Annotated in this window: 26 protein-coding genes; 4 read left to right on the top strand and 22 right to left on the bottom strand. The window is 44.8% G+C overall.

Annotation, left to right across the window (positions count from 1 at the left end):
* Positions 1 to 2: 2 nt before the first annotated feature.
* From mraY to G8O23_RS06625, 6 genes are read right to left on the bottom strand one after another with little or no spacing between them, the layout of a single operon-like run.
* Positions 3 to 1,244, bottom strand: a complete 1,242-nt coding sequence (mraY, locus tag G8O23_RS06600; RefSeq protein ID WP_166363015.1) for a phospho-N-acetylmuramoyl-pentapeptide-transferase — start codon at positions 1,242 to 1,244, stop codon at positions 3 to 5.
* The gene (locus G8O23_RS06605) at positions 1,241 to 2,704 is read right to left on the bottom strand and encodes a UDP-N-acetylmuramoyl-L-alanyl-D-glutamate--2,6-diaminopimelate ligase (RefSeq protein WP_166363017.1); all 1,464 of its coding nucleotides are present in this window, start codon (positions 2,702 to 2,704) and stop codon (positions 1,241 to 1,243) included. The genes mraY and G8O23_RS06605 overlap by 4 nt, the downstream gene beginning before the upstream one ends.
* Position 2,705: 1 nt before the next feature.
* Positions 2,706 to 4,826 carry a penicillin-binding protein gene (locus G8O23_RS06610; RefSeq protein ID WP_166363019.1) on the bottom strand — a complete coding sequence of 707 codons (2,121 nt, stop codon included), beginning with the start codon at positions 4,824 to 4,826 and terminating at the stop codon, positions 2,706 to 2,708.
* Between the two features lie 15 nt (positions 4,827 to 4,841).
* Positions 4,842 to 5,219, bottom strand: coding sequence for an FtsL-like putative cell division protein (locus G8O23_RS06615; protein ID WP_166363021.1), 378 nt, complete (start codon positions 5,217 to 5,219; stop codon positions 4,842 to 4,844).
* The gene (rsmH, locus tag G8O23_RS06620) at positions 5,216 to 6,115 is read right to left on the bottom strand and encodes a 16S rRNA (cytosine(1402)-N(4))-methyltransferase RsmH (protein ID WP_166363022.1); all 900 of its coding nucleotides are present in this window, start codon (positions 6,113 to 6,115) and stop codon (positions 5,216 to 5,218) included. The genes G8O23_RS06615 and rsmH overlap by 4 nt, the downstream gene beginning before the upstream one ends.
* Positions 6,115 to 6,579: a division/cell wall cluster transcriptional repressor MraZ gene (locus G8O23_RS06625; protein WP_166363023.1), complete on the bottom strand. Its 465-nt coding sequence runs from the start codon at positions 6,577 to 6,579 to the stop codon at positions 6,115 to 6,117. Before G8O23_RS06625 ends, rsmH begins: the two co-directional genes overlap by 1 nt.
* Positions 6,580 to 6,935: 356 nt before the next feature.
* Between G8O23_RS06625 and G8O23_RS06630 the strand changes: the two genes are divergently transcribed.
* On the top strand, positions 6,936 to 8,060 hold the full coding sequence (locus G8O23_RS06630) for a lipid II:glycine glycyltransferase FemX (protein WP_166363024.1): 1,125 nt from the start codon (positions 6,936 to 6,938) through the stop codon (positions 8,058 to 8,060).
* Between the two features lie 66 nt (positions 8,061 to 8,126).
* On the opposite strand, the gene G8O23_RS06635 is transcribed toward G8O23_RS06630, so the two are convergent.
* The 4 genes from G8O23_RS06635 to G8O23_RS06650 all read right to left on the bottom strand — a co-directional run bounded on the left by G8O23_RS06635 (position 8,127) and on the right by G8O23_RS06650 (position 12,913).
* Complete coding sequence (locus G8O23_RS06635) at positions 8,127 to 8,606, bottom strand: hypothetical protein (protein ID WP_166363025.1); 480 nt, start codon at positions 8,604 to 8,606, stop codon at positions 8,127 to 8,129.
* A gap of 69 nt (positions 8,607 to 8,675) precedes the next feature.
* Positions 8,676 to 9,503: a mechanosensitive ion channel family protein gene (locus G8O23_RS06640; protein WP_166363026.1), complete on the bottom strand. Its 828-nt coding sequence runs from the start codon at positions 9,501 to 9,503 to the stop codon at positions 8,676 to 8,678.
* Positions 9,504 to 9,900: 397 nt separating this feature from the next.
* Positions 9,901 to 12,000, bottom strand: coding sequence for a M3 family metallopeptidase (locus G8O23_RS06645; protein ID WP_166363027.1), 2,100 nt, complete (start codon positions 11,998 to 12,000; stop codon positions 9,901 to 9,903).
* A gap of 112 nt (positions 12,001 to 12,112) precedes the next feature.
* Positions 12,113 to 12,913, bottom strand: coding sequence for a TlyA family RNA methyltransferase (locus tag G8O23_RS06650; protein WP_166363028.1), 801 nt, complete (start codon positions 12,911 to 12,913; stop codon positions 12,113 to 12,115).
* A gap of 75 nt (positions 12,914 to 12,988) precedes the next feature.
* Here G8O23_RS06650 and mnmD point away from each other — a divergent pair, with 75 nt between their 5' ends.
* From mnmD to G8O23_RS06665, 3 genes are all read left to right on the top strand, one after another.
* Positions 12,989 to 13,657 carry a tRNA (5-methylaminomethyl-2-thiouridine)(34)-methyltransferase MnmD gene (gene mnmD / locus G8O23_RS06655; RefSeq protein WP_166363029.1) on the top strand — a complete coding sequence of 223 codons (669 nt, stop codon included), beginning with the start codon at positions 12,989 to 12,991 and terminating at the stop codon, positions 13,655 to 13,657.
* 131 nt (positions 13,658 to 13,788) lie between these two features.
* A complete protein-coding gene (locus tag G8O23_RS06660) occupies positions 13,789 to 14,481 on the top strand; it encodes an FKBP-type peptidyl-prolyl cis-trans isomerase (protein ID WP_166363031.1) in 693 nt (230 codons plus the stop codon).
* 82 nt (positions 14,482 to 14,563) lie between these two features.
* Complete coding sequence (locus G8O23_RS06665) at positions 14,564 to 14,944, top strand: DUF3127 domain-containing protein (protein ID WP_166363033.1); 381 nt, start codon at positions 14,564 to 14,566, stop codon at positions 14,942 to 14,944.
* A 65-nt stretch (positions 14,945 to 15,009) separates the two neighbouring features.
* On the opposite strand, the gene G8O23_RS06670 is transcribed toward G8O23_RS06665, so the two are convergent.
* From G8O23_RS06670 to G8O23_RS17270, 12 genes are all read right to left on the bottom strand, one after another.
* Positions 15,010 to 15,438, bottom strand: a complete 429-nt coding sequence (locus tag G8O23_RS06670; protein WP_166363035.1) for a hypothetical protein — start codon at positions 15,436 to 15,438, stop codon at positions 15,010 to 15,012.
* 53 nt (positions 15,439 to 15,491) lie between these two features.
* Positions 15,492 to 16,040, bottom strand: a complete 549-nt coding sequence (locus G8O23_RS06675; RefSeq protein ID WP_166363037.1) for an RNA polymerase sigma factor — start codon at positions 16,038 to 16,040, stop codon at positions 15,492 to 15,494.
* Positions 16,041 to 16,074: 34 nt separating this feature from the next.
* Positions 16,075 to 17,031, bottom strand: coding sequence for a transketolase family protein (locus tag G8O23_RS06680; RefSeq protein WP_166363039.1), 957 nt, complete (start codon positions 17,029 to 17,031; stop codon positions 16,075 to 16,077).
* A 63-nt stretch (positions 17,032 to 17,094) separates the two neighbouring features.
* A complete protein-coding gene (locus tag G8O23_RS06685; RefSeq protein ID WP_166363041.1) occupies positions 17,095 to 17,490 on the bottom strand; it encodes a methylglyoxal synthase in 396 nt (131 codons plus the stop codon).
* 29 nt (positions 17,491 to 17,519) lie between these two features.
* On the bottom strand, positions 17,520 to 18,365 hold the full coding sequence (locus G8O23_RS06690; RefSeq protein ID WP_166363043.1) for a transketolase: 846 nt from the start codon (positions 18,363 to 18,365) through the stop codon (positions 17,520 to 17,522).
* Positions 18,366 to 18,547: 182 nt separating this feature from the next.
* Positions 18,548 to 19,480 carry a TIGR01777 family oxidoreductase gene (locus G8O23_RS06695; protein WP_166363045.1) on the bottom strand — a complete coding sequence of 311 codons (933 nt, stop codon included), beginning with the start codon at positions 19,478 to 19,480 and terminating at the stop codon, positions 18,548 to 18,550.
* Positions 19,481 to 19,516: 36 nt separating this feature from the next.
* Positions 19,517 to 20,257 carry a hypothetical protein gene (locus G8O23_RS06700; RefSeq protein WP_166363047.1) on the bottom strand — a complete coding sequence of 247 codons (741 nt, stop codon included), beginning with the start codon at positions 20,255 to 20,257 and terminating at the stop codon, positions 19,517 to 19,519.
* Between the two features lie 59 nt (positions 20,258 to 20,316).
* The gene (locus G8O23_RS06705) at positions 20,317 to 22,716 is read right to left on the bottom strand and encodes a TonB-dependent receptor (protein ID WP_166363049.1); all 2,400 of its coding nucleotides are present in this window, start codon (positions 22,714 to 22,716) and stop codon (positions 20,317 to 20,319) included.
* Positions 22,717 to 22,974: 258 nt separating this feature from the next.
* On the bottom strand, positions 22,975 to 23,442 hold the full coding sequence (locus tag G8O23_RS06710; protein WP_166363051.1) for a Dps family protein: 468 nt from the start codon (positions 23,440 to 23,442) through the stop codon (positions 22,975 to 22,977).
* Positions 23,443 to 23,840: 398 nt separating this feature from the next.
* Positions 23,841 to 25,010 carry an adenylate kinase gene (locus G8O23_RS06715; protein ID WP_166363053.1) on the bottom strand — a complete coding sequence of 390 codons (1,170 nt, stop codon included), beginning with the start codon at positions 25,008 to 25,010 and terminating at the stop codon, positions 23,841 to 23,843.
* A gap of 303 nt (positions 25,011 to 25,313) precedes the next feature.
* Positions 25,314 to 26,384 (bottom strand): Fic family protein, encoded by a 1,071-nt coding sequence (locus G8O23_RS06720; protein WP_166363055.1) that lies wholly within the window; start codon positions 26,382 to 26,384, stop codon positions 25,314 to 25,316.
* A 14-nt stretch (positions 26,385 to 26,398) separates the two neighbouring features.
* Positions 26,399 to 26,579, bottom strand: a 181-nt coding sequence (locus G8O23_RS17270) for a hypothetical protein (RefSeq protein WP_449424861.1), incomplete at its 5' end; no start/stop codon positions are given.

Here is a 26,579-nt window from a genome sequence, read left to right on the forward strand (position 1 = left end):
AGCTATCGGATTTTTAGCGTAACTACAGTAAATATTGCCAGTAGCAATGTGACTATCCAAAACCGGGTAACTATTTTTGCCTCAGGGAATCCCTTTTTTTGATAGTGATGATGGAGCGGCGCCATGAGGAACACCCGGCGCCCAACCCCGTATCTTCGTTTGGTATGCTTAAAGTAACTCACCTGAATCATTACCGATAGGGTTTCGACAAAGAAAACACCGCACAGAATTGGGATTAGAAGTTCTTTTCTGATAAGGATGGCAAACACTGCAATAATTCCCCCAATGGCCAAGCTGCCAGTGTCGCCCATGAATACTTGTGCAGGGTAGCTGTTGTACCAAAGGAATCCAATGGCGGCTCCTATAAAGGCTGCCATGAATATTACTAGTTCTCCCGAGTCGGGGATGTACATTATGTTCAAATACTCTGCATAAATAACGTTACCCGAGAGGTATGCAAACACCCCGAGGGTTGTGCCCATAATTGCGCTTACCCCCGTGGCCAAACCGTCGAGCCCATCGGTTAGGTTGGCTCCGTTCGATACTGCGGTTACAACAAATATTACAACAATCACAAAAACTATCCATGCCAATTTTTGAGCCCAAGGGCCTTTTATTGGAATTAGAAACTCGTAGTCGAATTCGTTATCCTTAAAGAAAGGAATGGTGGTTTTGGTGGTTTTTTGGTTTGGTGTTAGCGTTGGCTTGCTAGCTGCTCCGTCGATGCTTATCTCACTCTGTATTTGGCTTTTTTGAGGCTGAATTTTCTCCCTAACAACAATATCGGGGCTAAGGTACATGGTGAGCCCAACAAACAGCCCCAGCGAAACCTGCCCTAGTATTTTTAGTTTGCCCGATAATCCCTCCTTGTGCTTCTTGAACACTTTGATGTAGTCGTCGATAAACCCTACTAAACCTAACCATAGGGTGGAAACAAGCATTACAATAATGTATATGTTTTTGATATTGGCAAATAGCAATACAGGAACAATGATAGAAAGCAGTATGATAACACCCCCCATGGTTGGCGTGCCCTTTTTCTGTAGTTGTCCCTCTAGGCCAAGGTTGCGAACCTCCTCGCCAATTTGCTTGCGTTGCAGGTATCGTATAAGCCTTTTCCCTATAAGTAGCGATATAAGTAACGAGGCAATAACTGCCATGCCCGATCGGAACGAGATGTATTGGAACATCCCCATACCGGGAACGTCTAACTTGCTAAGCCATTGTGCTAGGTAGTATATCATGCCTGTAGAGTTTTAAAAATTTCCGATATCTCCTCCTTGTCGTCGAAATGGTGCCGCACTCCGTTTATCTCCTGATACGTTTCATGGCCCTTGCCAGCCACCAGTACCACATCGTTTGGCGAAGCCAGCAGGCACGCTGTTCTTATGGCCTCACGTCTATCGAGAATGGTTAATACCTTTCCAACACTTGCGGGTTCAACCCCCGCCTTCATGTCGTTAATAATTTGCGTTGGATCCTCGTTGCGTGGGTTGTCTGCTGTGAGCACCACCAAATCGCTACCCTGAATAGCGACCTGAGCCATAATGGGGCGCTTGGTTTTATCTCTGTTCCCGCCGGCACCAACCACAGTGATTAGCCTGTTGCCTTCGGAGCGTATCTTGTTTATTGTTGATATTACATTCTCCAGCGCATCGGGGGTGTGGGCGTAATCGACTACTGCAATTACTCCGTTGGGAGCAATAAGGTTCTCGAACCTCCCATTCACGGGCCCCATGCTGCTTATTGCTGTTAGCACCTCCTGTTGGTCAAACCCCAGTAGTTGCGCCGTTCCGTATACTGCTAGAAGATTGTATGCGTTAAAGTTTCCAATCAGCCGTGTCCATACCTCAATATTGTCGATATTTAGAAGCATTCCCTGGGGCTGTTGCTCAATGATTTTACATCGATAGTTGGCCATGCTCCTTAGTGAGTAGGAGTGAACCTTGGCGCTCGTGTTCTGAACCATCACCCTTCCATTGCGATCGTCAACATTGATCAGTGCAAATGCTGAAGCGGGCAGATTGTCGAAGAAGGTTTTTTTCGCCTTGATATACTCGCCAAAGGTTTTGTGGTAATCCAAATGGTCGTGAGTGATGTTGGTGAATACTGCACCGGCAAACTCTACCCCCTCAATTCGTTTCTGAACCACAGCGTGTGAGCTAACCTCCATAAAGCAATGGGAGCAACCCTCTTCTACCATTTGGCTAAGTAGCTTGTTTAGCTCTATGGCATCGGGTGTGGTGTGCGTGCTGGGAAGAACGGTGTCGCCAATCTGGTTTTGCACGGTTGATATTAAGCCCGATTTTTCGCCCATTGCGTTTACCAACCGGGCAAGAAGTGTTACCGTAGTGGTTTTGCCATTTGTTCCTGTTACCCCAATTAGCTTAAGCTTGCGCGATGGGTAATCGAAAAATGCAGCCGATATCTTACCTAGCGCTATGGCCGAATCATCTACCTTTACATAGGTGATACCTGAACTCACTGGTTCTGGTAGCGTTTCGCATACAATAACCGTTGCCCCTTTTTCGATGGCTCCGTCAATAAACTTATGCCCATCTGCCTGAGTGCCTTTTATGGCAACAAACATGCTGTTTGTAGTGGCCGCTCGAGAGTCGAGCGTGATGCTAGAGACACCAACGTTCTCAGGGCCTAGTATATTAGCCTTAAGGTCGCTTGGAATTATGTTTGATAGTATCCTCATACTAGCTAAAGCTCATTTCTAAGGTTATTTTTTCTCCGTTCCGAATTCTTGATCCGGGGAGTATCGATTGACTTCGAACAGTTCCCCTTCCGCTTACTGTAACTTTTAATCCGCTATTCTCAAGTAGGTATATGGCGTCCTGTAGGCTCATCCCCACTACGTTGGGTACTAGGTTTGGCACAATGTTGCGCTGGTGTAGCTCCACCGACTCGTCGTTCCTGTGTGTGTTAGCCCACACGTAGCTGGGAGCCTCATCGGTTACGGGAACTTTTAGGCTTGTGAAAACTTCCTTGAGCAGCGGTTTGTAGCCACTTTTCGATTCAGGAAGTTCTGCAAGCAGTGGCTTTGAGCTAACCTCTGGAAACCAGTCGGGGTTTGTTGCATAAACTTTATCTGCAATCTCCTTAAAAATTGGTCCCGCCACAAGGTTCCCGTAGTACACGCTTCGCGATGGAGAGTTAACCACTACAATGCATGAAAACTTGGGGTTTTCGGCAGGGAAGTAACCTACAAAGGATGCTTGGTGGCTAACTCCTGTTGCAGATCGGTATCCGGTTGATCCCTGTGCAATTTGAGCAGTTCCGGTTTTGCCCGCAATTTTAAAGTTGGCGTTACGAAGATTGCGAGCAGTACCGTTCTCAACAACACCTTCTAACACTTCACGAACTTTGGTCAATGTCCTTTTGGAACAAATAGATGGGTTTATCACTTCGGTTTTGAAAACTCTTTCGGTGCTTCCATGCTGCCTAATGGAATGAATGAACTTTGGCTTAACCATACGGCCATTGTTGGCTACAGCATTGTAAAGAGTTAGGGTTTGCAGAGGGGTAAGCTGCACCTCGTAGCCTATGCTCATCATGGGCAACGATATGCCCGACCAAAGTTTGTCGCCCGGGTACTTGATGTATGGACTGGCCTCGCCTTTAATGGGTATGCCTAGCGGTTGGTTCAGGTTCATTGCGTATAGCCTATCGATAAACTGCTGCTCTTTGCCTCTGTAATGGGTTGTTACCAGTTCGGTAATGCCCACATTCGATGAGTATTCAAAGATTTCCTTTACGGATATACGGCCATAGCCTCCCTGCTTGGAGTCGTTTATCCACTTGTCGTAGTACTGCACGCTTCCCTTACCTGTGTCAATGGTGTCTTCAAGGCTAACGTAGCCATCCTCAATTAGTGCGATAAGCGAAGCTAGTTTGAAGGTGGAGCCGGGCTCAGCACTTTCGCCAATGGCGTAGTTAAACACCTCGCTGTATGTACCGTTGTCGTTCTTTTTAAGGTTCGCAATAGCCCTAACGTCACCTGTGGCTACTTCCATCAGAATTACCGAACCGTGTTCAGCCTCATGCTTTGCCAGCTGAGCCCTTAGAGCTTTCTCGGCAACATCCTGCAGAGTAACATCCAGCGTGGTAATAACATCCATGCCATCTTCGGGTTCCACTTGAACCGCGCTGCTCACATCGAGCCACATATTCCCACTTCCCCGTTGACGTGTTGTTACCCCTGCTTTCCCTCTTAGTATGTGGTCGTATGCTCCCTCAATGCCAACTGCCACTCCATTCTCGTTTACAACCCCAATGGTTCGAGAGGCTAGGCTCGAGTGAGGCTTAATGCGTTGATTAACCTGAACAGGTATGAAGCCACCCCGGTTGGAGGGTAGGTTAAATAGCGGAAAATTCTTGATATCTTGTAACTCCAGGTAGTTGACTAACCGAGAACCAACCGGATAGTACCTGTTGTTCCTTGCAAACTTGCGAGCGTTCACCAACTCCGATTTGTATGAGTAATGAGACTTGTCGCGAAATAGACGCGATAGCCTATAGGCCAAGCTGTCGATATTTGCATAAAAAAGCTCATCGGTTAGCCCTGTTGCTCGTAAGTCCATCCTTATCTCGAAGTAGGGTACCGACGTGGCCAGTAGCCTTCCATCGATGGCGCAAATGTCGCCACGGTTGGGCTCAATGGTGATGTCTCTGTAGGTAATAGTTTTTGCCTGTGCTCTAAGGTCCGATCCTTCGATAAATTGGATGTATACTATTTTGCCCACAATAGCAGCGCCAAGTATACCAAAGAGTACGTATACCAGAGCAAACCTAAATAGTATTTCCTTTTTAACCGACATCTATAACCTGAGGTGTTAAAGTTTAGCCTTAATTTTTTTTGGAGGCACTACCGATTCCTCTAAGCCTAATCCCTTTTCTTGTACCATTCGCGCCACCTGACTTTGCTTGCTAATATGCATTAGTTGCGATGCAGTGGTGATGGACTCGGCCCGTAAGTTTTTTATTTCAACCTGCAACTTCTGGCCTTCGCGTACTAGCTTCTCGTATCGATACCTATTGCCAATGTATATAAGTGCTAGGAAGGCAAGGAAAAGGATGTATGGAATTTGTCCCGTAACAGTATCCTTGCTTAGGATGCTGCCATCGAGAAGGTTTAGCACGCCTCTTTTTTTAGGATCCTTGGGTTGAGGTTGTGCATCTATAAACTCAATACGTTCCTTGTTCTCGTTCATTTTTTTCGTGCAATTCTAAGTTTTGCGCTTCTCGACCGGGGGTTTCTCAGAAGTTCCTCTTCACTAGGAATAATGACCTTTCGGTTAACCTGCTCAAAGGTCGTTATCACGTTGCCATAAAAATCTTTTTCCACCTCACCTTCAAGATTTCCGCTGCGAATGAAGTTCTTTACTAGCCTATCCTCCAATGAATGGTAGGCAATAACCACTAGCCTGCCGTTGGTTGTGAGGGCTTTGTCAACCTGAAGTAACATCTGCCTTAGCGTTTCCATCTCGCGGTTTACCTCAATACGAAACGCCTGAAATACCTTTGCCAGCATCTTGTTCTTTTGCTGTGGTGGAAACATTGGGCTTACCAACTCAGCAAGTTGCTCTACCGTTGTAATAGCCCCACACGATCGTTCTTTTACTATTGTTTTTGCAAGCCTATTGGCATTTGTTAATTCGCCATAAAGCGAAAGTATTTTAGCTAAAACCCTCTCGTCGTAAGTGTTAACTATCACCTCTGCAGTGAGGGCGGCGTTTCGGTTCATTCGCATATCCAGTGGCCCCTCGAACCTAAACGAAAAGCCCCGGTCGGGGCTGTCGAAGTGTTTCGACGATACACCCAGATCGGCCAGAATTCCATCAACCTGATGAACCTTGTGGTACTTTAAAAAGTTTCTGAAATACCGAAAGTTGCTGCGAATAAGCATAAACCTGCTATCGTCGATGGCGTTGGCAAACGCTTCTTCGTCTTGGTCGAAGGCTATAAGCCTGCCCTTGGGCGATAGGTGCTTCAGTATCTCGCGTGAATGTCCTCCCCCTCCAAAGGTAAGATCGAGGTATGTGCCATTGGGTGAAATGTTCAAACCCTCAATGCTCTCGTGTAGCAGCACTGGAATGTGATACGCCATTACTCGTTGCTTAAAGGTGTTGACCCTAAAATCTTTTCTGCTAGTTCTGCAAATGCATCCTCATTGGTTTCATGGGCTTCGTAAATCTCTTTTGCCCATATCTCGATACGGCTATCTTGCCCTGAAAGGGCAATCTCCTTGTTGACTTGAATGGAATCGAGCAGTCGTTTGGGGATTAGTAATCGCCCGTTGGAGTCGAGCGTGAGCTCTGCCGTACCGCGGTAGAATTCCCTTAAAAACTTGCTGTGCTCACGGTTGTATGGATTGGTGTTGCGCCTAATCAGATCGTTTTGACGCTCCCATTCCTCCATGGTGTATAGCACAAGGCAGTTTTCGAATATGTCCTTCTTGGCTACATAGCGATCAGCAGAGGCAGACTTGTTCTGCTTCTTCAGCGAAGAGGGGAAGAGCAATCGGCCCTTCTCGTCAACTTTGCATATGTAATCGCCTATAAACGAAGTCATATTCATTTTGATTTTCAAAAAGTAAAAATAAGCGAAAAAAATCCACTTTCAACCATAATCTCCCACTTTTTCCCACATTGTTGATAACTTTTTTGCTCTTGAAATCAACGAGTTCATTCTTGCACATTATGAATCGCCCGCTGTGCATAGGGTTTGAGGGGGTTGGTGGAGGTAAACTTGCTATGTAACATCTTAAATGCCCTATTGGCTATTGTGAAACACATTACTGTTCTGCTAATAAGTTTGTTATACTAGTTTCTTTTGGATAGCTTTGCCCAAAATCAAATTCCTTAGTAATGTTGTATTCTGTGCCATAGTGCGTAAGCATTGTGGTGTGGAGATCATTTTTGTTTGATATGATTGCAGATGTAAACCACAAAAGTGCCGAGGAGCTTTTCTTAACCCCAATTGTTCAGCAAACTACGTTTTGGCATGATGTGAAAAAGATGATGGGGGTAAATTCTTTGGCGCTAAACTATAAAGCTCGTGTGACAACTTTGGATAGTAAGCTAGTTGAACCCATTAGGGTTGCATCGGATTTATTGGTAAATATTCAGCATATCGACAGCAAGAGCTGCGTGGCATACGTTCCCTATGGCCCTGATGTTGAGCCACAGGATGGGGATCAAGGGGCCTTTCTAGAGGAACTTTCGGAGTGTTTACGCCCATTCCTACCCAAGGGGTGTATTGCCATTCGGTACGATTTGTTTTGGGAGTCGTTTTGGGCAAGGGATAACGATAACTTTGATGATAATGGATGGTGGCTGGGTCCACCCGAAGTGGCAATGCAGGAACTTCGGTTTAACTTTAACACGGTGAACTGGAATCTGAAGAAGGCGTATTCGAATATTCTCCCATCGAACACCCTTTTCCTCGACTTGAAGTTGGGGGCTGACGAACTGCTGGCGCAGATGAAGTCAAAAACTCGTTACAACATTAAGCTCTCCCAGAGAAAAGGTGTTGAGGTTAGAACGATTGGAATGGATCAGCTTGACTTATGGTACAATATCTATAGCCAAACAGCGCAGCGAAACAACATCTACCTACATAGTATCGATTACTTTGCTTCTATTCTTGCGGCCAATGCAACAAATACACTTTCGCCAACTGAGGTGATGTTGCTAGTTGCAGAGGTTGATAATTTACCGCTAGCCGCTATGTTCCTAGTTATATCAGGCAACAGGGGTTCGTATCTCTATGGCGCTTCAACATCGGAGAATAGGAACTATATGGCCACCTATGCAATTCAGTGGGAGGCAATGCGAATTGCCAAAAGTAAAGGTTGTACCGAGTACGATATGTTTGGCATTGCACCAAACCCAGATCCTTCCCACCCAATGTATGGGCTATATCGATTTAAAACTGGTTTTGGTGGGCACCAGTACCACACCCTGGGGTGTTGGGATTATCCTTTAGATGAGGAGAGGTATAGGTGTTTTATAACCATGGAGATGAGGAGCCAAGGTTACCACTTGCAGTAAGTTGGATAAATAGGGAGCTAAAAAGGCTGCCCTGTATTGAGCAGCCTATATGATTATTTGCTTATGCTACCAAGTGTAGCGAACACCCAAAGCAGCACCCCAGCCAAAGCCAGAACGGCTACCTAGGAAATCCCACATTGGCCTAGCGTCGAGGCTAAACATAAGGGGGATATCGTGGGTGTTTAGGTTGTACTCAATACCAATTTGACCCCCAAGGCCGATGTTGAAGTATCCGTCGGTACCATCGTAGGTGTAGAGGCCTAGGCCTACACCAGGGCCCACAAACCAGTTAAAGCCATCCTGAATGTTCCAATGCCAATGGTACATACCCAACGCTACAATACGGCTGTGGTTTGCACTAAAACCTGCACCCAGGTCTAGCTCAACCCTATTAGCAGAACTCATTTTCTTCTGATAAGAAAGCTCTGCTCCATTGATTGCGCCATCGCTACCAAATCTTAAACCTAGGGCTTTGGGGCTAATTTGTGCACTGGACATTAGGCTAACTCCAAACAGAAGAATTATAATTCCTAAAAGGTTTCTCATTGCTAAAATATTTGAATTTACCTACTCTATTAATAGCTTTTCGGTTTCCGCTAATTATTTATTGTGTGTTTATTTTGCTTGATAGATATGCACATCTCGTTGTGGGAAAGGGATTGATACTCCCTGCTTGTCGAACTCTTTTTTCACGGCTTCGTTCATGGCAAAGAACAGTGGCCAGTAGTTAGCTGCTTCAACCCAAACGCGAGCAACAATATTAACTGAGCTATCGCCCAGAGAGATTACGCCAAAAAATGGTTCGGGATCTTTCAATGCTCTTTCATCAGAAGTAATTACCTGGCTGATGATGGCCTTGGCTTTATCAATATCATCTGAATAGCCAATGCCAAATGTCCAGTCAACCCTGCGGATTGGTTCGGCAGAGTAGTTTATGAGCGACCCAGTACTTAGGCCCCCGTTGGGAATAACTATCAGCTTTTTATCGGGGGTGTTAAGTATGGTGTGGAAAATCTGAATCTCCTTAACAGAGCCGGCAAATCCCTGTGCCTCGATGTAATCGCCCACCTTGAATGGCTTAAGGACTAGGATCATTACTCCACCAGCAAAGTTCTGTAATGTTCCCGAAAGAGCCATACCAAAAGCTAGACCAGCAGCACCTAGTAGGGCAATGAATGATGTCATTTGAACACCCACCATACTAATTACGCTGATTACAAGAAGTATTTTTAGCGTAATGCCTACAAAGGAAACCAGAAATGTTTGTAGCGATTTGTCGAACGATCGCTTCTCAAAGGTACGCCTTAGAACTCTAGATAGTTTCTTTATGAGCCATAGACCAACTAAAAGGGTAACAATGGCAAGTAGGATTTTACCGCCATAGGTAATGGCTAAGTCAATAACCAGGTCGGTTGATGGCATCATTGATGTGATATCTTCCATAATTTGAGAACTAAATTATTTGTAGTTTAATGGTTTGCTACCACTAAATTATAAAAGCAATTGATTAATCGCAATTGTTCTGTTGAAAGATAAACCGAATAGCTTTAAATTTGTTTTATCGCCTCGCTAAATCCTTCTATAGAGTTCTTTTATGGGCTTGGTAACTAAGGCGATGTCGAAAAGCATAAGATTAAGTTTATCTAAACTTTAAAATTTAAAGTATCCCCAAAGGCGGGAGTGCATTTGAGTGCTATGGGTAAGGGTGTATTTTCGATTTGGCTAATGGCTATATCATATCTACCTAAAGGTGCAGCCATTCAGAAGATAAAAAAAGAGGGTATCTCATAAGTTCCACAAAGGACTTATGAGACACCCTCTTTCGTGAGTTTCTATATTTTTATATCAAACCTCTTTGTCTTAGTAATGCCTCAGGGTTAGGATCGGCACCACGGAAATCTCTATATAGTTCTGCAGGATCTTTGGTTCCTCCTTTTTCAAGTAGAATACGGAAACGCTTTGCAGTTTCTGCATCAAAAATATCGCCAGTCTCCTTGAATGCTTCATAGGCGTCGGCATCGAGCTGGCCCGACCAGATATAGCTGTAATAGCCACTGCTGTATCCTCCGCTAAAGATATGCTGGAAGTATGTGCTGCGGTAGCGTGGTATTATCTCATCAATAAGGCCAATCTTTTTCATAGCATCCTTTTCAAAGGCTAGTACATCTATTTCAGATTTAGCCTCTAGGGTGTGGTAAGCCATATCGAGAATTGCTGCCGCAAGAAACTCGGTGGTACCAAAGCCTTGGTTGAACGAGCCGCTTTCCTTCATCTTTGAGATGAGTTCATCGGGGATTACCTCGCCCGTTTCGTAATGGAAAGCATACATTTTAAGGAATTCGGGATCGGTGCTCCAGTTCTCCATAATTTGTGAGGGAAGCTCAACAAAATCGCGCGAAACATTGGTGCCCGCTAGGCTTGGGTAGGTTGACTTGGCGAGTAGGCCGTGCAAACCGTGGCCAAACTCATGGAAGAATGTCTGTGCCTCATCGAGCGAGAGCAGGGCAGGGGCATCGCCAGTGGCGCGGGTAAAGTTCATTACTAGGGTTACAACTGGTGAAACAAATTGGCCATCCTGGGTTACATGCTGACCGCGATACTCAGTCATCCATGCTCCTCCACGCTTGCTGGCGCGGGGGTGGAAATCGAGATAAAGAATACCCACATGGCTGCCATCGGCTTCCTTCACCTCGTAGGCTTCCGCCTCCTCGTGATATAGGGGTATGTTAGTTATTTTTTCGTATTGTAACCCGTATAGCTTCTCGGTAAGCAGGAAAATCCCTTTCTTAACACCCTCAAGCGAGAAGTATGGTTTTAGCATGTTCTCATCAAGGTCGTACTTCTCTTTGCGAACCTTCTCGGCGTAGTACCACCAGTCCCAAGGCTGTAAGCGGAAGTTACCTTTTTCGGCATCAATCATCTTTTGTATATCGTAGGCTTCCCTTTTGGCTCGGTTAACGGCGGGTTCCCATAGGCTGGCCAAAAAGTCGTTAACAGTGGCAGGGCTCTTTGCCATATTCTCTTCGAGAATAAAGTGCGAGTGCGATGGGTAACCTAGCAGCTGAGCACGCTCCAGACGCAGGGGTACAATCTGCTCAATAATCTGCTTGTTATCGTTGTCGTTGTTGTTGTTACCCCGCATGAAGTAGGCTGTGAATAGTTTTTCGCGCAGCTCACGTTTCTCGGAGTACTGAAGGAAAGGAATCCAGCTTGGGTTGTGAAGCGTGAATAGCCACTTACCGTCCATCTCAGCATTTTTTGCAGCCTCGGCAGCAGCCGAAATAACTGCATCGGGTAGCCCGGCCAAATCCTCTTTGTTATCAATAACCATTTGGTAGCTGTTGGTTTCGGCCAGTACGTTGTCGCCAAACTGTACGGTAAGCTGTGATAGCTGCTCGTTTATCTCACGGAATCGAGCTTGCGTCTCCTCGGGCAGGTTCGCTCCACCTCTCACAAAGTTTTTGTAGGTTTTGCTCAACAGCATCTCCTGCTCCTCGGTAAGTTCTAGATTGTCTTTGTTTTCGTAAACGGCCTTTATCCTTTTGAAAAGGTCAGGGTTTAGGTTTATGTCGTCGCTGTGACGGCTTAGCATTGGGGCCAATTTCTGAGCTAATGCTTGTATCTCTTGGTTTGTATTTGCCGAGGTAAGGGGAAAGAATACATTCAATACTTTCGACAAAGTGGCTCCACTATACTCTAGGGCAACAATAGTGTTTTCGAATGTTGGCTCCTCGGTGTTGCTAACAATAGCATTAATTGCCTTGGCCTGCTGTTGCATTGCTTCAATAAAAGCTGGCTCAAAGTGCTCAACCCGAATTTGCTCGAATGGCGGAACGCCAAATGGCGTTTTAAAATCCTCAAGCAAAGGATTTTTTTCCTTGCAGGAGATTACGCTGAAAAGCAGCCCTGCGGATAGTGTAAACATAATTAGCTTTTTCATTTTTGTAATTAGTTAAAAGTTAGAGTTGTGTATTTTGTTTTGGTTTGTTTTTGGAGTTGCAAGTTAGTAAAAAAGGATGACAGATATTGATGTAAGTTAATCATACATTTAGCTAAGTGCTAGTTTTACCTTTCGCGGCAAAAGCCTCGTTTACCACAAATGAGAAATCAGGAAAACGATTCCACGCTTGGGTAAACAATCCAAGGTACTCAATGTTTTTTGTGGATTGGTGGATAGGTGCATAGGTTAGCCTACTGAGGTGCAGGTTAGCCTGTTGCCAATGCTTAGCAATGTTATCAATGGCCTGAATGTGGGCTTTGGGTTTTTTAACAATGCCTCCTTTCCCAAGCAGGCTCTGACCCACTTCAAATTGGGGCTTAATAAGGGCTATTACCTGCCCATTGGCTGATAGGAACTTGGGTAGATATTCCACCACCTTGTTGAGGGAGATAAATGAAAGATCGGCTACAATTAGGTCGAATTGGTTGGGCGATAATTGAGATGGATCCAAATCTTTAATGTTCATGTTTTCAATCGAGACCACCCTGGGGTCGTCCCTAAGCGAGGCGACTAGCTGGTTGGTTCCCACATCAATGGCACATACGTGCTTGGCTCCATTCCTGAGCAGGCAATCGGTAAATCCCCCGGTTGAGGCGCCCACATCAAGCGCGTTTATATTTGTGCAATCAACAGAAAATTCGAACAATGCCTTTTCCAACTTCATGCCTCCTCGGCTGGCAAATGGTATGGCATTCTCGGATATTAGGCTAACAGTATCTTGCTCGCTTATGGGTTGCGACGGTTTGCTGGCGGGCATACCATTTACCAGCACATTGCCCTTTGCAATGTTGAACTTGGCCTGTTCGCGCGACGAAAAATAGCTGTTGCTAACCAAATAGACATCCAAACGCATATCGATAGAATTATATCCAAATACAAAATTACTGCACAAAGTTAGTTTTTCCCAATAGCTTGCTAATTTTGCGGTATGAATTCAAATGTCAAAACGCATTATACTACTGCCGATGGGTCTTCAACTCTTCTGTCGGCTCAGTACGGAGCGCACTACCATTCCCTGCATGGCGCCGTATCCGAGTCGATGCATATATTTGTTGAGGCTGGCCTTATGGCATTAGGCCAAAAGCAGGTAACCATACTTGAGGTGGGGTTTGGCACCGGGTTAAATGCTGCCCTCACCGCACAGCGTGGGCGTGAGGTTGGGGTTGATGTGGTTTACCATACCCTCGAGTTGCATCCGCTATCCAAGGAGGAATACATGCTGCTTAACTACTCCCAACAATTGCCGGCCCAAGCAGCAGCGCTGTGGCTTTCTGCCTGCGATGCACCATGGGGTGAAGACTTTACCGTTGAGGATGGTTTCACCATTAGAAAGATTAACGAAGATTTTACCCAATGGCAGCCAACAGTGCAATACAATTTAGTTTATTTCGATGCCTTTGCTCCCGACGATCAGCCCGAGATGTGGGGTGCAGAACAGTTTCAGAAGATATTCGATGCAATGGCCGCAGGGGGTGTTTTGGTTACCTATTCGGTTAAGGGCACCGTTAAGAGAACGCTTAGGGACGTAGGCTTTGAGCTGGAACGCCTTCAGGGGCCACCTGGGAAGAAGCATATGCTAAGGGCTTATAAGCGATAGGAGTACTATTGTGTAAACTAATTTGAACCTTCAAGTTTGTTAACAAAAAAATGCTTTATCTCGTTTCGTGTTGGTCGATAATTCCATATCTTCGCAAGTCTGAATGATTACTAAACCTAAATACATAATTTATGAAGCTATTTAAACTATTAGCAGTTCCTGTAGCTGCAGTTGCCATTTTACTATCGGGCTGTCAGAAAAGTACAGTTAGCGTTAGCATTAAAACCGATGCCGACAGCATGAGCTATGCCTTGGGTGTTAATATTGCAGCCAGCATGAAGCAGAGCGATATGGAAAATATCAACGTTCTTGCTGTTGCCAAGGGTATCGAGGAGGCGCTTTCGGAGAAAGAAGGTGTTATGACCAACGAGGAGGCAATGGCTTTTTTAAACTCATACTTTAACAAGGAGCGTGAGCGCAAGGCAAGCGAGAACCTTGCTGCAGGTGAAAAGTTTTTAGAGGAGAACGCCACCAAGGATGGAGTGATTGTCGATTCTACTGGCATACAGTATAAGGTGCTGGTTGAGGGAGATGGGCCCAAGCCCCAAGCCACCTCAAAGGTAAGGGTACACTACCACGGTACTAAAATTGACGGAAGCGTTTTTGACTCTAGCGTTGAAAAGGGATCCCCCGCTGAGTTTAGGCTAAACCAAGTTATTAAAGGTTGGACCATTGGTGTTCAGAAGATGAGCGTGGGCTCTAAGTATATCTTCTACATCCCTGCAAACTTGGCCTACGGCCCAAATCCTCGTCCCGGTGGGCCCGTTAAGCCTAACGATTTGCTGATTTTTGAGGTTGAACTGCTCGATATAATTGAGGAGTAGTTCCCATAGGAATTCGATAATGAAGTGGTAGGAGTCGGGTGGTGTAATACCCATCCGGCTCTTGCTTTTTAAAATAATTAAAATGGAGATATCAGGAAAACTAGTAGAGAAGTTGCCTCAGCAATCAGGACAGGGGCGAAATGGTCAATGGGTAAAGCAGGAGTTTATACTCGAAACTCAGGATCAGTACCCCCGCAAGGTATGCATTGCCCTATGGGGCGATAAGGCTCGGGATATAGATTCTGTAGCAATTGGCGATGGCCTTAAGGCGTCAATCAATGTTGAGTCGCGTGAGTTTAACGGCAAGTGGTACACCGATGTGAAAGCTTGGCGTATTGAGAAGCTTGGCGCTGGGGGGCAACCTGGTGCCGATAATATGCCACCAACCATGCCGAGTCTGGATGAGCTTCCTCCAGATATTCCTCAGCTCGACGATGATGCTGCGAACGATTTACCCTTTTAGGGATGAACCCAAAGCAAAAAAGCCTTAGCAAATCAGCTAAGGCTTTTTTGGTGATAGTTTCTGCACTAGTACTTCTCCATTAGGGTGACGTAGTCGGCATTGTCCTCGTTGAGGTACTTAAACATTTCGTCTCTTAGGTTATCCTTTTCGGAATCCTTGTCACTTTTCCCTTGGTCAAATTCGTAGATATCCTTTTGTACAATCTGAATGTAATCGTTACCAGTCGTTTCTTGTTCTTGCTGCGTTGGGTGCAAGTAGTAGTAACCTGCAAATGCAATAAGCGCCATAACCACAAAGCCAGCGGCAAGTGATAGTTGAGTCCTAACCAGCTGCCAAAACGAAGTGAACGACGATTTTTGAGCCGATCCGTATTGCTCTAGGCATCGCTCCTGAATTCTATTGGGTAAGGTATCAAAGTAATTCTCGGGCACGCTGTAGGGTAAATCCCTACCGGCAGTTTTTAGTAATTTGTCTATGTTTTCAAACTCCTTCATATTATCTTTCAATCTCTCATTCAACTGTTTTGACGTAATGGGCTAGTTAAGGTTTAACTTTCCTCAACAAATTTTTCAATTTTTTTCACTGCATGATGAAACGACGCCTTTAGAGCTCCAACCGACGTGCCAAGAATCTCTGAAATCTCCTCATACTTAAGCTCATCGAAATACTTCATGTTGAAAACCAACCGTTGCTTTTCAGGTAGCGTAAGTATCGCCTTCTGCAGCTTAAGCTGAATATCTTCCCCGTTGATGTGGGGGCTCGACTCAAATGATGAGGCAAACTGCTGCTCAATATCGTCGAGTTGCACCATGTGCTTATTCTTTTTCTTCTTTAGAAAAGTTAACGCTTCGTTGGTTGCAATTCGGTAAAGCCATGTGAAGAGCTGAGAATCTTCTCTAAACCCATCGAGCCCACTCCAAACTTTAAGAAATGTGTTTTGTATCACATCGTCGGAGTCGTCATGATGAACCACCAGCTTGCGGATATGCCAATAGATGCGCTCCTGGTATTTCCTGACAATAAGGTTGAAAGCATAGCTGCGTGTTTCGTTGTCTCGAAACATTTCTAGTAGCTCCTTATCGCTCAGGTGGGTCATTTTGTGGGCTAAGAATTATTTGTCCCTGTAATAGTTAGACTTTTCTCGAGATAACTTTTTCGGCAGCAGCAACAATGTTTGATGGTCCCAAGCCATACTTAATGAGGAGTTCCTCAGGTTTTCCACTCTCCCCAAAGGTGTCGTCAACAGCAACATATTCCATAGGAGTAGGGCAGTGGCGAGCTAGCACTTGAGCCACGCTGTCGCCAAGGCCATTGTTCATCATATGCTCTTCGGCGGTAACAACCGCACCAGTCTTTTTAGCCGACTCAATAATTGCCTCAACATCGAGTGGCTTAATGGTGTGAATGTTAATTACCTCAGCAGATATTCCTTTTGCTTCAAGGGCTTCGGCTGCTTCAATCGATTTCCAAACTAAATGACCTGTGGCAAATATGGTAACATCAGATCCTTCGATAAGTTTTTGGGCTTTTCCAATCACAAACTCTTCGTTGGCCGGGGTGAAGTTTGGTACTGCGGGTCTACCAAAGCGCAGATAAATTGGACCCTCCCAACTAGCTGAGGCAAGTGTAGCTGCTTTGGTTTGGTTAAAATCGCATGGCGAAATAACGGTCATATTGGGCAGAGCCTTCATCATACCCATATCCTCTAGCATCTGGTGAGTTGCGCCGTCCTCGCCAAGGGTAAGGCCAGCATGCGACGAGGCAATCTTTACATTCTTGTTAGAGTAGGCAATGCTTTGGCGTATTTGGTCGTAAACTCTACCCGTTGCAAAGGCCGCAAAGGTTCCAGCAAATGGGATGTAACCAGCATTGGCTAATCCTGCCGATACGCCCATCATGTTAGCTTCGGCTATCCCAGTTTGGAAAAAACGCTCAGGGTGGTCGGCAATAAACTTGCCCATTTTGAGAGAACCAATTAGGTCGGCACAAAGTGCAACTACCTTTGGGTTGGTTTTGCCCAGCTCGTAAAGACCCTCTCCAAATCCCGAGCGGGTATCGATGTTTCCTGTATTCTCAAATTTCTTCATGCAAAATGATGTTGTGTCCATCAACGGACATTTCATAATATTTCAAATACGATTGGCTTCAATCTACTTGCGTTGCATCCGCTCGGTGGCCTCTTTCTTAATAAAACCTAGGATGATAAGCTCTGCAGAGGCATAGTTTGTGGCAAGTGGTATGTTGTTCACGTTGCAAGTTTCAAGCAGCTTCCGTATATCCTCATGGTGCTGTTGCACCACTTTGTGGTCGCGTAAGAATATAACAATATCTACCTCGCCCTTCTCAATCATTTCGGTTATTTGGTTGTATCCACCGTACTGGCCAGGGCTCATATGCAGACACTTAACCCCCTGGGATTCGATAAACTCAGCGGTTCTACCCGTTGCAATTAGGTTTGCTCCCCTAAGCCAGTCAAGGCGCTCCGCCAGGAACTTGGCCAACTCGGGTTTTTTCGCATCGTGTGCTATTACTACAATATTTGTCATAGCCTAAGTGATTTAATGATTCGTAATTACTAGTAGTCGCCCAGGGTTTCGGGTAGCTGAGCCATAGCTTTTTCAAACTCATCCTTGTTGGGAGCTTTGCCGTGCCAGTGGTGAGTGCCCACCATAAAGTCAACACCCATTCCCATTTCGGTTTTCATTAGGATAACTATGGGCTTGCCTTTCCCTGTAAGCTGCTTTGCATTATTAATAACTTCGAAAATGTTTTCAAAGTTGTGACCATCCATTTCTAGAACGTGCCATCCAAACGATTCCCACTTAGCATGGAGATCGCCTAGCGAATTGATCTTATCTACTGGGCCATCAATCTGCTGTCCATTGTAATCGATGGTGGCAATTAGGTTATCTATTTTGCGGGCTGCTGCAAAAAGTGCAGCCTCCCAAATTTGTCCTTCCTGAAGTTCGCCATCGCCGTGCAGAGTGAAAATAAGGTTGTTATCGTTGTTAAGCTTTTTGCCCAGCGCGGCTCCGCAGGCAACCGATAGCCCTTGCCCAAGCGAACCAGAGGCAATTCTTATGCCGGGCAGATGCTCGGCAGTTGCAGGATGCCCTTGTAGTCTTGAGTTGATTAGTCGGAACGTGCCCAGCTCATTCACAGGGAAAAACCCCCTGCGAGCTAAAACGCTATACCAAACGGCCGAAAGGTGTCCGTTGGAAAGGAAAAACATATCCTCACCGTCACCCTCCATGGTGAATTTTTCGGGTTTAGCATTTAGCACATCAAAGTAGAGTGCTGTAAAAAAATCGGCGCAGCCTAATGCACCACCAGGGTGACCGCTCGCTGGAGCGTAAACCATCCTGATTACATCGCGACGAACCTGCGCAGCAATATCCTTTAACTTTTGAATATCAGCCATAGTGTAAGTTTTCAATGCAAAGAATTATAAGCACTTTGCGTGGTAATGGGTTAACAAAAAATCTCAACCCACAAAGGTAACTATTTTCTTCAATTGCGCTAGGCTGATAAGCGCAACTTTTGTATGTTTTATGAAGTATGTACCTCAAAAAAAATGAAGTAAGCTTTGGCAAGCTAATCGGGTTAAAATAGATTGTCCAGCGCTTTGCTGAGGGTAGGATATTTAAAGTTGTAGCCCGTTTGCACAAGCTTTGATGAGTCGACTAAACTGCCGCTAAGTAGTAACTCGTAACCCATTTGCCCTAAAAGAAGCTTTATGGCTGGGGCGGGTATGGGAATCCAAGCGGCTCGTTTCAACTTTTTGGCAACAGCCTTAACCAACTCCTTCTGGGAAATTGCTTGAGGAGATACAATGTTGAATGGACCACTGGCAGACTCGGTGTGCATAAGGTGGATTATGGCATTTACCTCATCGTGTATGTGGATCCAGGGCACATACTGTTTGCCGTTACCAAACCAACCGCCTATCATTAGCTTAATGGGGAGTGTTAGCTTAGGAAGCATCCCGCCTTTGTTCGAGAGTACCACCCCGGTACGAATTAATACGAGCCGAATGCTACTGGGGAGCTCATGCTGGGCAACCGACTCCCAGTCGGCTGTGAGTCTAGCCAGGAATCCTTCGCCCTTTTTTGTGGATTCATTTTGGGTGTCTTTTGTTTTGGTGGAGTAGAACCCCGTTGCTGAGGCTTGTACAAATACATTGGGCTGTTTTTGGGCGTAATGGCAAGCTTTGGCAAGAGCTCGGGTTGTACCCAATCGGCTACGTATAAGCTGCATTCTTCGTCGGCGGGTCCAGGGCTTGGCTGCAATGTTTTGTCCAGCCAAGTTTATCACAGCGTAACTTTTCTCCACCTCGCGTACCAGCCAGTTGGTAAATATCCCTGTCCATTCAATACTGCTCACCGAAGGGTGATTGGCCCACGGAGCATCTCGCAACGACGAGTGGGTGAGCACAACAATTTTGTAGCCCGCGGCTAAAAGGGCGCTAACAAGTTCTTGCCCAATTAAACCAGTTGCTCCAGCAATTAGTATCTGTTTTTGTTTGGCTGCAACCATATCGCAATTTACAAAATTGTTGTGCTTGTGTCAATATTACTCAAATGTAACAATTACCCTTTGTGCAATGTTCAATGCGGTAGTAAAAGTACTAATATCTGGGAAAAGTTCGCCTGAACTTCCCGAAGGATGACTGTGTCCAATGGGCTTCAGCTCGTACGTTTGTTCCGGATTTAGCATATCTACCTCGGCCATGTATACCAATGCGGGTTGGCAGCTAGTTTTGTACTCATCATCATCGGGGTACCGGTTGTTGTGCCAGTACTGATTCCAGTCCCAGGTTTGGTTTATCTCCATAAATATTTTAAACCTTACTAGATCGGACTTTACAAACGATTTGATGGTGAAGTTCGTTTTTGGAGTTGCACCTGTTACTGCATCTGGTAGAGGCTTCTGGGGTGTTGGGAGGTAAAGCCCGTCGGGGGCCTTAATGCCGCGTCTGTGTCCCCAGTAGGGAAGGGCTGCGGGTCTTCTTCGTTCCCCGGGTTTCCAGTTCTTGCCCTCCGATTCGCCAAAGCGGAATGTCCCTGTGGCTATGGATTGTGATGCATAGATTGTTTCTATGAAGTTGCCCTCAACATCCTCAATCCAAAACACAATGAGGGGATGGTAAAAGTCCTTGCCTTTCTGAAACTGTATTTGTATTGGATTCCCATCCTCGAATGGTTGAGTACGAAGCGTTTCGGGTTTATCTTCAAGCTGAGGCTTTGTTGTACCTGAGCATGATGCTAATGTAATAGCTATTGCTGCTGATAATAGTATTGTTATTGCTTTCATCGGTGTGCTTATTTTGTGTTGTGCTGATATATAATTACTAACTGGTTTGCCTAGTTTGATTAAAACTCCACAATAATTCCTACCGAAGGTAGAATGGTGCCTGCAATTCCGGGTATCGACTCCAAAACGTATCGGGTTGGATCGTCGGGGTTTACCATACGCTGTCCATTCTCATCCAGTTTAACAATTAAGTTGTCGGGTTGTTTGGCCTTAAAGCCATAAACATTTTGCACATCTACGTAAAAATTTAGTGTCCATCGGTCAAGGTACAGCATCTTGTCAACCCGAATATCAAGCTGATGAAAAGGATCAAGGCGAAGCTGGTTATACTGGTTGAGGTCGATAAATCCACGTCCTTGGGTGTTGTATGCCGATATTAAAGATGATTTATCCAAATCCCATGGGGTGTATGGAGAACCTCCCACAAATCGCCATTTAAATCCAAAGTCCCAATTGTTTTTCAGGTTGCGAGTGGCGGTTAGGGTTAGTAAATGCCTGTTGTCCCAAGCTGTTGGTGTCCAGGTTCCAGGTATGGCTGGGTTCATGTTTTCGGCATCGCTCCACACCAATGTGTAGGCAAGGATAGTGTTAAATCCCAGCAGGTCGCGAGTGCGATACAGCAGCTCCATACCATAGGCTCGCCCCCTAGCTGTTGACGTGACCTCCTCGTCGCCAAATGTTCCGAAATCGGCACCCTTGCTAGCCAACGAAATATTGTCGGCCAACGAAAAGGGGTAGTTGTTGTAAATCTTGTAAAATCCCTCAAGGGTTACCCGGCTACTATTACTGGGCATCCACTCGAATCCTCCCACCACGTGGTCGGCTTGAATGTACTGTAGGTTGTTGGTTTTATTAACCAGCGTGCCGTCGGGTAGCCTAAAGCCAAGCATGGTGTAAGGTGGCTGTTGATAGAAGCGGCCCAAGTTGAAGTTGGCGTAAAGATCGTTGCGTAGCTCGTACGAGCCAGAAACTCGCGGACTGATTTGGTTGAGCATATTACCCATTGTTGATGAGTAGCTGTTTGCATCGGCTCTGAGGCCAAGCGATAAGTTTAGCTTATCGTTTAGGAATTTTCGGCTGTACTGGCCAAAGATACTCCACGAGAAAAGGTGTAGCTTGGAGTCGTACTCAATGGGCGATAGCTCGCCGTTGTTAAAGTATGCGCGATAGGTTTGATTGGTGTAACGAGCATGCTCGAACCCTGCACCAATGTTCAACTTTGACCCATCGTTTAGACGGCGGTCGTGCTCGTATCGAAATTTGTTCTCCGATTCCTGTGAAATGTAGTCAAGACTACGAGGTTGGCTCTCGTCATTGTCAGGATACTTAAACTGACGGTTGTTGAGCATGTTGCGGCTAAGTACCCATGTGTCGAAACTTTTCTCGCGGAAATGCTTGTACACAATGCCATTGGTGTAGGTCCACTGGGTGTTAACCGGTACAAAGTTTAGGATGTAGCGCTGCCCGGCATCGGGGTTTTGCAGCCCGGTGTTGAGGTTGAACTGATCGATTGCACCAATACCAAGGATGGTGATCTCGTTACGCTCGTCAATACGGGTGCGGGTTTTGAATTGAAAATCGTTGTAGGTAGGAAGAAAAGGTAGCCCTAATGCATCGAAAAGGAACTGAAGGTACGACCGACGAGCTGAAAGGATAAACGTGGTGTTTTCGCCCAGCGGGCCATCGAGGGTTAGAGCCAAATCGCTGGCGCCAACGGCTCCCTTAAACTTAATTCGTTCGCTGTTGCCATCAATCTGCCTAAAATCGAGCACAGCGCTAAGCGAATTACCTTTCGATGCAGGGAATGCGCCCGAGTAGAAGTTTGCCTCGCGAATAAAATCGGCATTGATAATTCCTACAGGACCTCCCGATGCTCCCTGCGTAGCAAAGTGGTTCAGGTTGGGAATCTCAACACCATCGAGGTAGAAGGTGCTTTCGCTGGGGCCACCGCCACGAACAATTACATCGTTACGGTAGGCAGGGGTAGATGCAACACCGGGTAACGACTGGATTACCCTGCTGATGTCACGGTTGCCACCTGGGTTCTTTTCTATCTCAGCAATGCCAATCCGCTGGAGTGATACAGGGCTCTCCTCGCTTCGGCGAAATGGGCTGGCTTTTACCACAACCTCTTCTATTTCGGTAGCTGTTTCTTCCAGCTCTATATCAATAAATGCTGTGCGGGCATTGGTTACCTGAATGGAGCTGGATACGTAAAGGCTGAAGCCAACTGCAAAAACCCGTAGCTCAACAAACCCTGGCTCGAGACCTGTAAACAGGAAGTTCCCGTCGAAATCGGAGGCTGATCCAATATTGGTACCCCATATTACTATGTTGGCAAAGGGGATGGGTTCATTATTCTGCTTGTTTACAACACGCCCTTGTATCGACCCCTTGTTTTGTGCACCTGCCGAAATATATGCAATAATTAGTAGTGTTATGATTAACGCTCTCTTCATGTTGGTTAAAGTTTTAAAGTCCTGTTATCTTCTTAATAAAGGTAGTCTAAATTTTGCTTACTAACAGCGAAAGATAACAAATGTTTAAAAAATATATAAAAACATTAAACAATTGTCCTAATCTGGCTGCCAGTATGTTAATTAAAGCAAGGGGTGCTATTTTGTTTAGTGTAGGGTATAGAAAACGGGTTTCAGAATTTTGCTGAAACCCGCTGTGTTTTCTTAACCTGCAGCAATTGCTGCAGGTAGTTGTTGAATTTACTTAAGGGTAGCATTAAGCATCCAGAGCATCTTTTCATGCTGCTCTACGTAACCCGAGATTAGGCCAACGGTTCCCTCGTCGCCATTATCGGCAGCTAGTTCCACCAATTCGCGCTCGTTGTTGAGCAGTACCATGGTGTCGCTAATTAACTCCTTAACTGTAGCATCGGCTGTGCTAACATTCTCTTTCTCCTTAATGGTTGCCATTTGGATATACTTTGAAAATGCGTGAACTGGTGTTCCACCAAGCATTAGTATGCGTTCGGCTATCTCGTCGGCCATTTCGTTAAGGCCATTATAAACCTCTTCGAACTTTTCATGCAGTTGGTAGAACTGCTTACCCACAATGTTCCAGTGGAAACCACGAACATTCATATACGAAATTTGTACATTGCTTAGGTAAACGTTTAGTTTCTCGTTCATTTGCTTTGCATAGTCTGCATTTAGTCCAATTTGATTACTCATTGCTTTTATTTTAATTATACTTGCGATTGTTTGCTTTAGTAACACACAAGATTAAATATTGTTTAAGAATTATTCTTATTTTATTGCAAGGATATAAATTAATCTAGTAACAAAATACAGGTATAAGCTAAACAGTTTGTTTTATGTAGTGAATTGAGAGTTTATGTGTCAGTATTACAGGTAGATGTGGTGAGAGCGTCGGTAGAAAATCTTTGTGAGAATTAGAACATTCTAATTTTTTGATGTATGGTGGTTAATCAATATTTAGCAATAAAATAGTATTTTTATTTGCTAAGCAACAATCCTACATGAAGCAATAATCATAAAGAAAAGCTGAGTCTCTTTTAAAAAAAAGACTCAGCTTTAAAGTAAAGGAGGATAGCCCACTATGAGCTTTTCTACAATGCGTTTCTAAGCGTTTCGTCTATTTGGTTGCAAATCCTGTCGAACACCTCGTCCTCGGTACCCTGCCCATCAACTACCTGAAGCAGTTTACGCTTGTCGTAGAAATCGCGGGCAAGCATGGTCTTTTGCTCATACTCTTCGAGCCGCGACACGATGGTCTCGGTATCCATGTCGTAAAGGCGGCTACGGTCAGTTTTACTTCTCTGGCCAAGGCGCTTCATAGCTTCAAGCTGCGAGACGTTAATCTCTATGGCCTGTGTCACATTGCTATTCATTTTCTTGAGTAGTCCATCAACAATGTATGCCTGCACAATGGTTCGGGGAAATCCTTTGAAGATAAACCCTCGGGATCCCGCGCTAGCCTGGATCTTCTCCTCAATCAGCTTAATGGCAATTTCGTCGGGCACAATCATCCCCTTGTCCATGTAGGGTTTGGCGATGCGGCCAATTTCAGTGTCGTTCTTTATCTCCTGTCGAAGCATTTTCCCAGTGGAGATGTATACCAGGTTATACTTCTCGGCCATTTTCTTGGCTTGGGTTCCTTTGCCCGACCCAGGGTACCCAAACAGAACTAGGTTCACCCAGCGATTCTCAAGCGATTTTTTTACAGCCAAATCGAGGCGCGCTTGCACATCTTCAATTGCCCCTGTGCCATCAATGGAGTGGCAAATTCCCTTGTCTTGATAATACTTGGCAACGGGAACGGTTTTGGAGTAGTACTCGGCCAGCCTATGCTGAATTACATCGTCGTTATCGTCCTTGCGGTTACCAATCTTGGCGCGCGACTTAAGGCGGCGCACCAACTCGTCGTCGGGAACCTCGAGGCTTAGCATGCAGGTGAGCGAGGTGTTCATGTTCATGAGCAAGCCATCGAGGATGTAGCACTGCACGGTGGTTCGGGGGAACCCATCGAAAAGGAAACCATTGGTGTCGGTTTTCTTGGTTATTCGATTCTCGATAATCTGCACAATAAGTTCATCGGGGGCAAGCCCTCCCTTCTCAATAATGTTTTTTGCTTGGATTCCGAGTGGGGTTCCCTGTGCAATTTCCTCACGAAGGATTTCTCCGGTGGAGATGTAGGTGAGGTTGTACTTTTCTATCAGCCAGTCGCTTTGGGTGCCTTTCCCTGCACCTGGAGGGCCAAATAGGGCGATGTTAAGCATGAAGAGTTAGTTTTGAGTTTTTTGTTTACTAAAGTATAGAAAAATTGGGTACGAAAAGCATTGAACCAAAAATATGAGGTGATTTTGGGGTATCTAACCCTGAAGCAGTCAGTTGATATTATTGTTGCTAACGGCTGGGGGTTGTGGTCTCGTCAACCTGAGGTTGAAGAGAAGGGAGCGAGCCACGATTTCGTCCCCGACGAAATCGTACCGAACGGGCGAAAAAGCTTCGAGTTCCCAGTATCAACCCACAACTTGTCAGCCCACTGGCTGATTGGCTACACCCCTTGTTAGGGCACGTACTTAATTGTCTTTCAATACGTAAATCGTTCCTTTGTTTTTACCAACTGAATCAATTATTTTTTCAACTTTCATATATTGTAAATCTTTCTTAAGCGTGTTTATTGAAAAATCAGGCATACTCTTCACTAAATCAGATAATTTAATTGGTTGATTGATTGTTATAAATTCTTTTATTTTCTTTTGTCTTTCATTCAGATAACCACCTTTAGTTTTAAATACATCATATTTTTGTTCCAATCGATGGATTAGCGCTTCAAGGGATTGTAAAAAGAAAAGCATCCATTTGTCAACTCTTTCTTTTTCGGAATTTCTATCCTTTTGTCCATCCATTAGTGCTTCATAGTAAGTCTTTTTTTTCTGCTCAATTAAATTTTCAAACGATACATATTGAATGAATAAATAGTTGTTTTTAAGAAGCAATAAATTGGTCAATAGCCTAGATAGTCTTCCATTTCCGTCTTGAAATGGATGTATTGATAAAAATTCATAAACGAATAGTCCGACAACAATTAATGGGTGGAGTGATTTTAAATTAAGTTGGTCGTTTGTCCACTCTATCAAATAGTTCATTTCACTTTCAACCAAATGGGGTTCTGTGGTATTAAAAATTACTCTTTGAGTTCCATCAGGATAATTAGCGACAACTTTATTTGACAAATTCTTGTAAACACCTCTATGTCTATCGTCTTTAGTGCTGTACTTTAATAAGCTTTGATGTAATTGCTGAATGTAATTCTTAGATATGCTAATGTTTTCATAGTTCTCATAGATAATTTCAAGTACATCGTAGTAACCTATAACTTCTTGCTCATCCCTTGACTTTAACTCTGTTATTTTTACATTTTCTAGGAGTTGTTTAATCTCTTCATTAGTTAGTTGAGCCCCTTCAATTCTAGTTGATGAACCAATACTTTCAATTGTGGCAATTTTTCTTAATTCTTTAAGAAAGATATTTTCTTTGCTTTCAACGATATTCCATTTTCCTTTAAACGAGTCAATGAAACTTATAGATTTTAAAACCAACTGATTAGTTTGAAAATCAAAATTTAGTTGATTTATAAAGTTATCCATAATGTACCCATATTTTATCCATACAAAGATAATGGAATTTTATTGAAATATCCATAATGTATCCATAAAATATCCATATGTTGGGTTTTATCGTCTGTGTCGGGTAACGCAGGCGGATTGCTCCGCCCTTGTCCCCTAAGAACCGTACGTGAGACTTTCACCTCATACGGCTCAAGCTCTCTGAAGGCAGATTGC

Source organism: Perlabentimonas gracilis (assembly GCF_011174675.1).
GTDB classification, from domain to species: Bacteria; Bacteroidota; Bacteroidia; order Bacteroidales; family Tenuifilaceae; genus Perlabentimonas; species Perlabentimonas gracilis.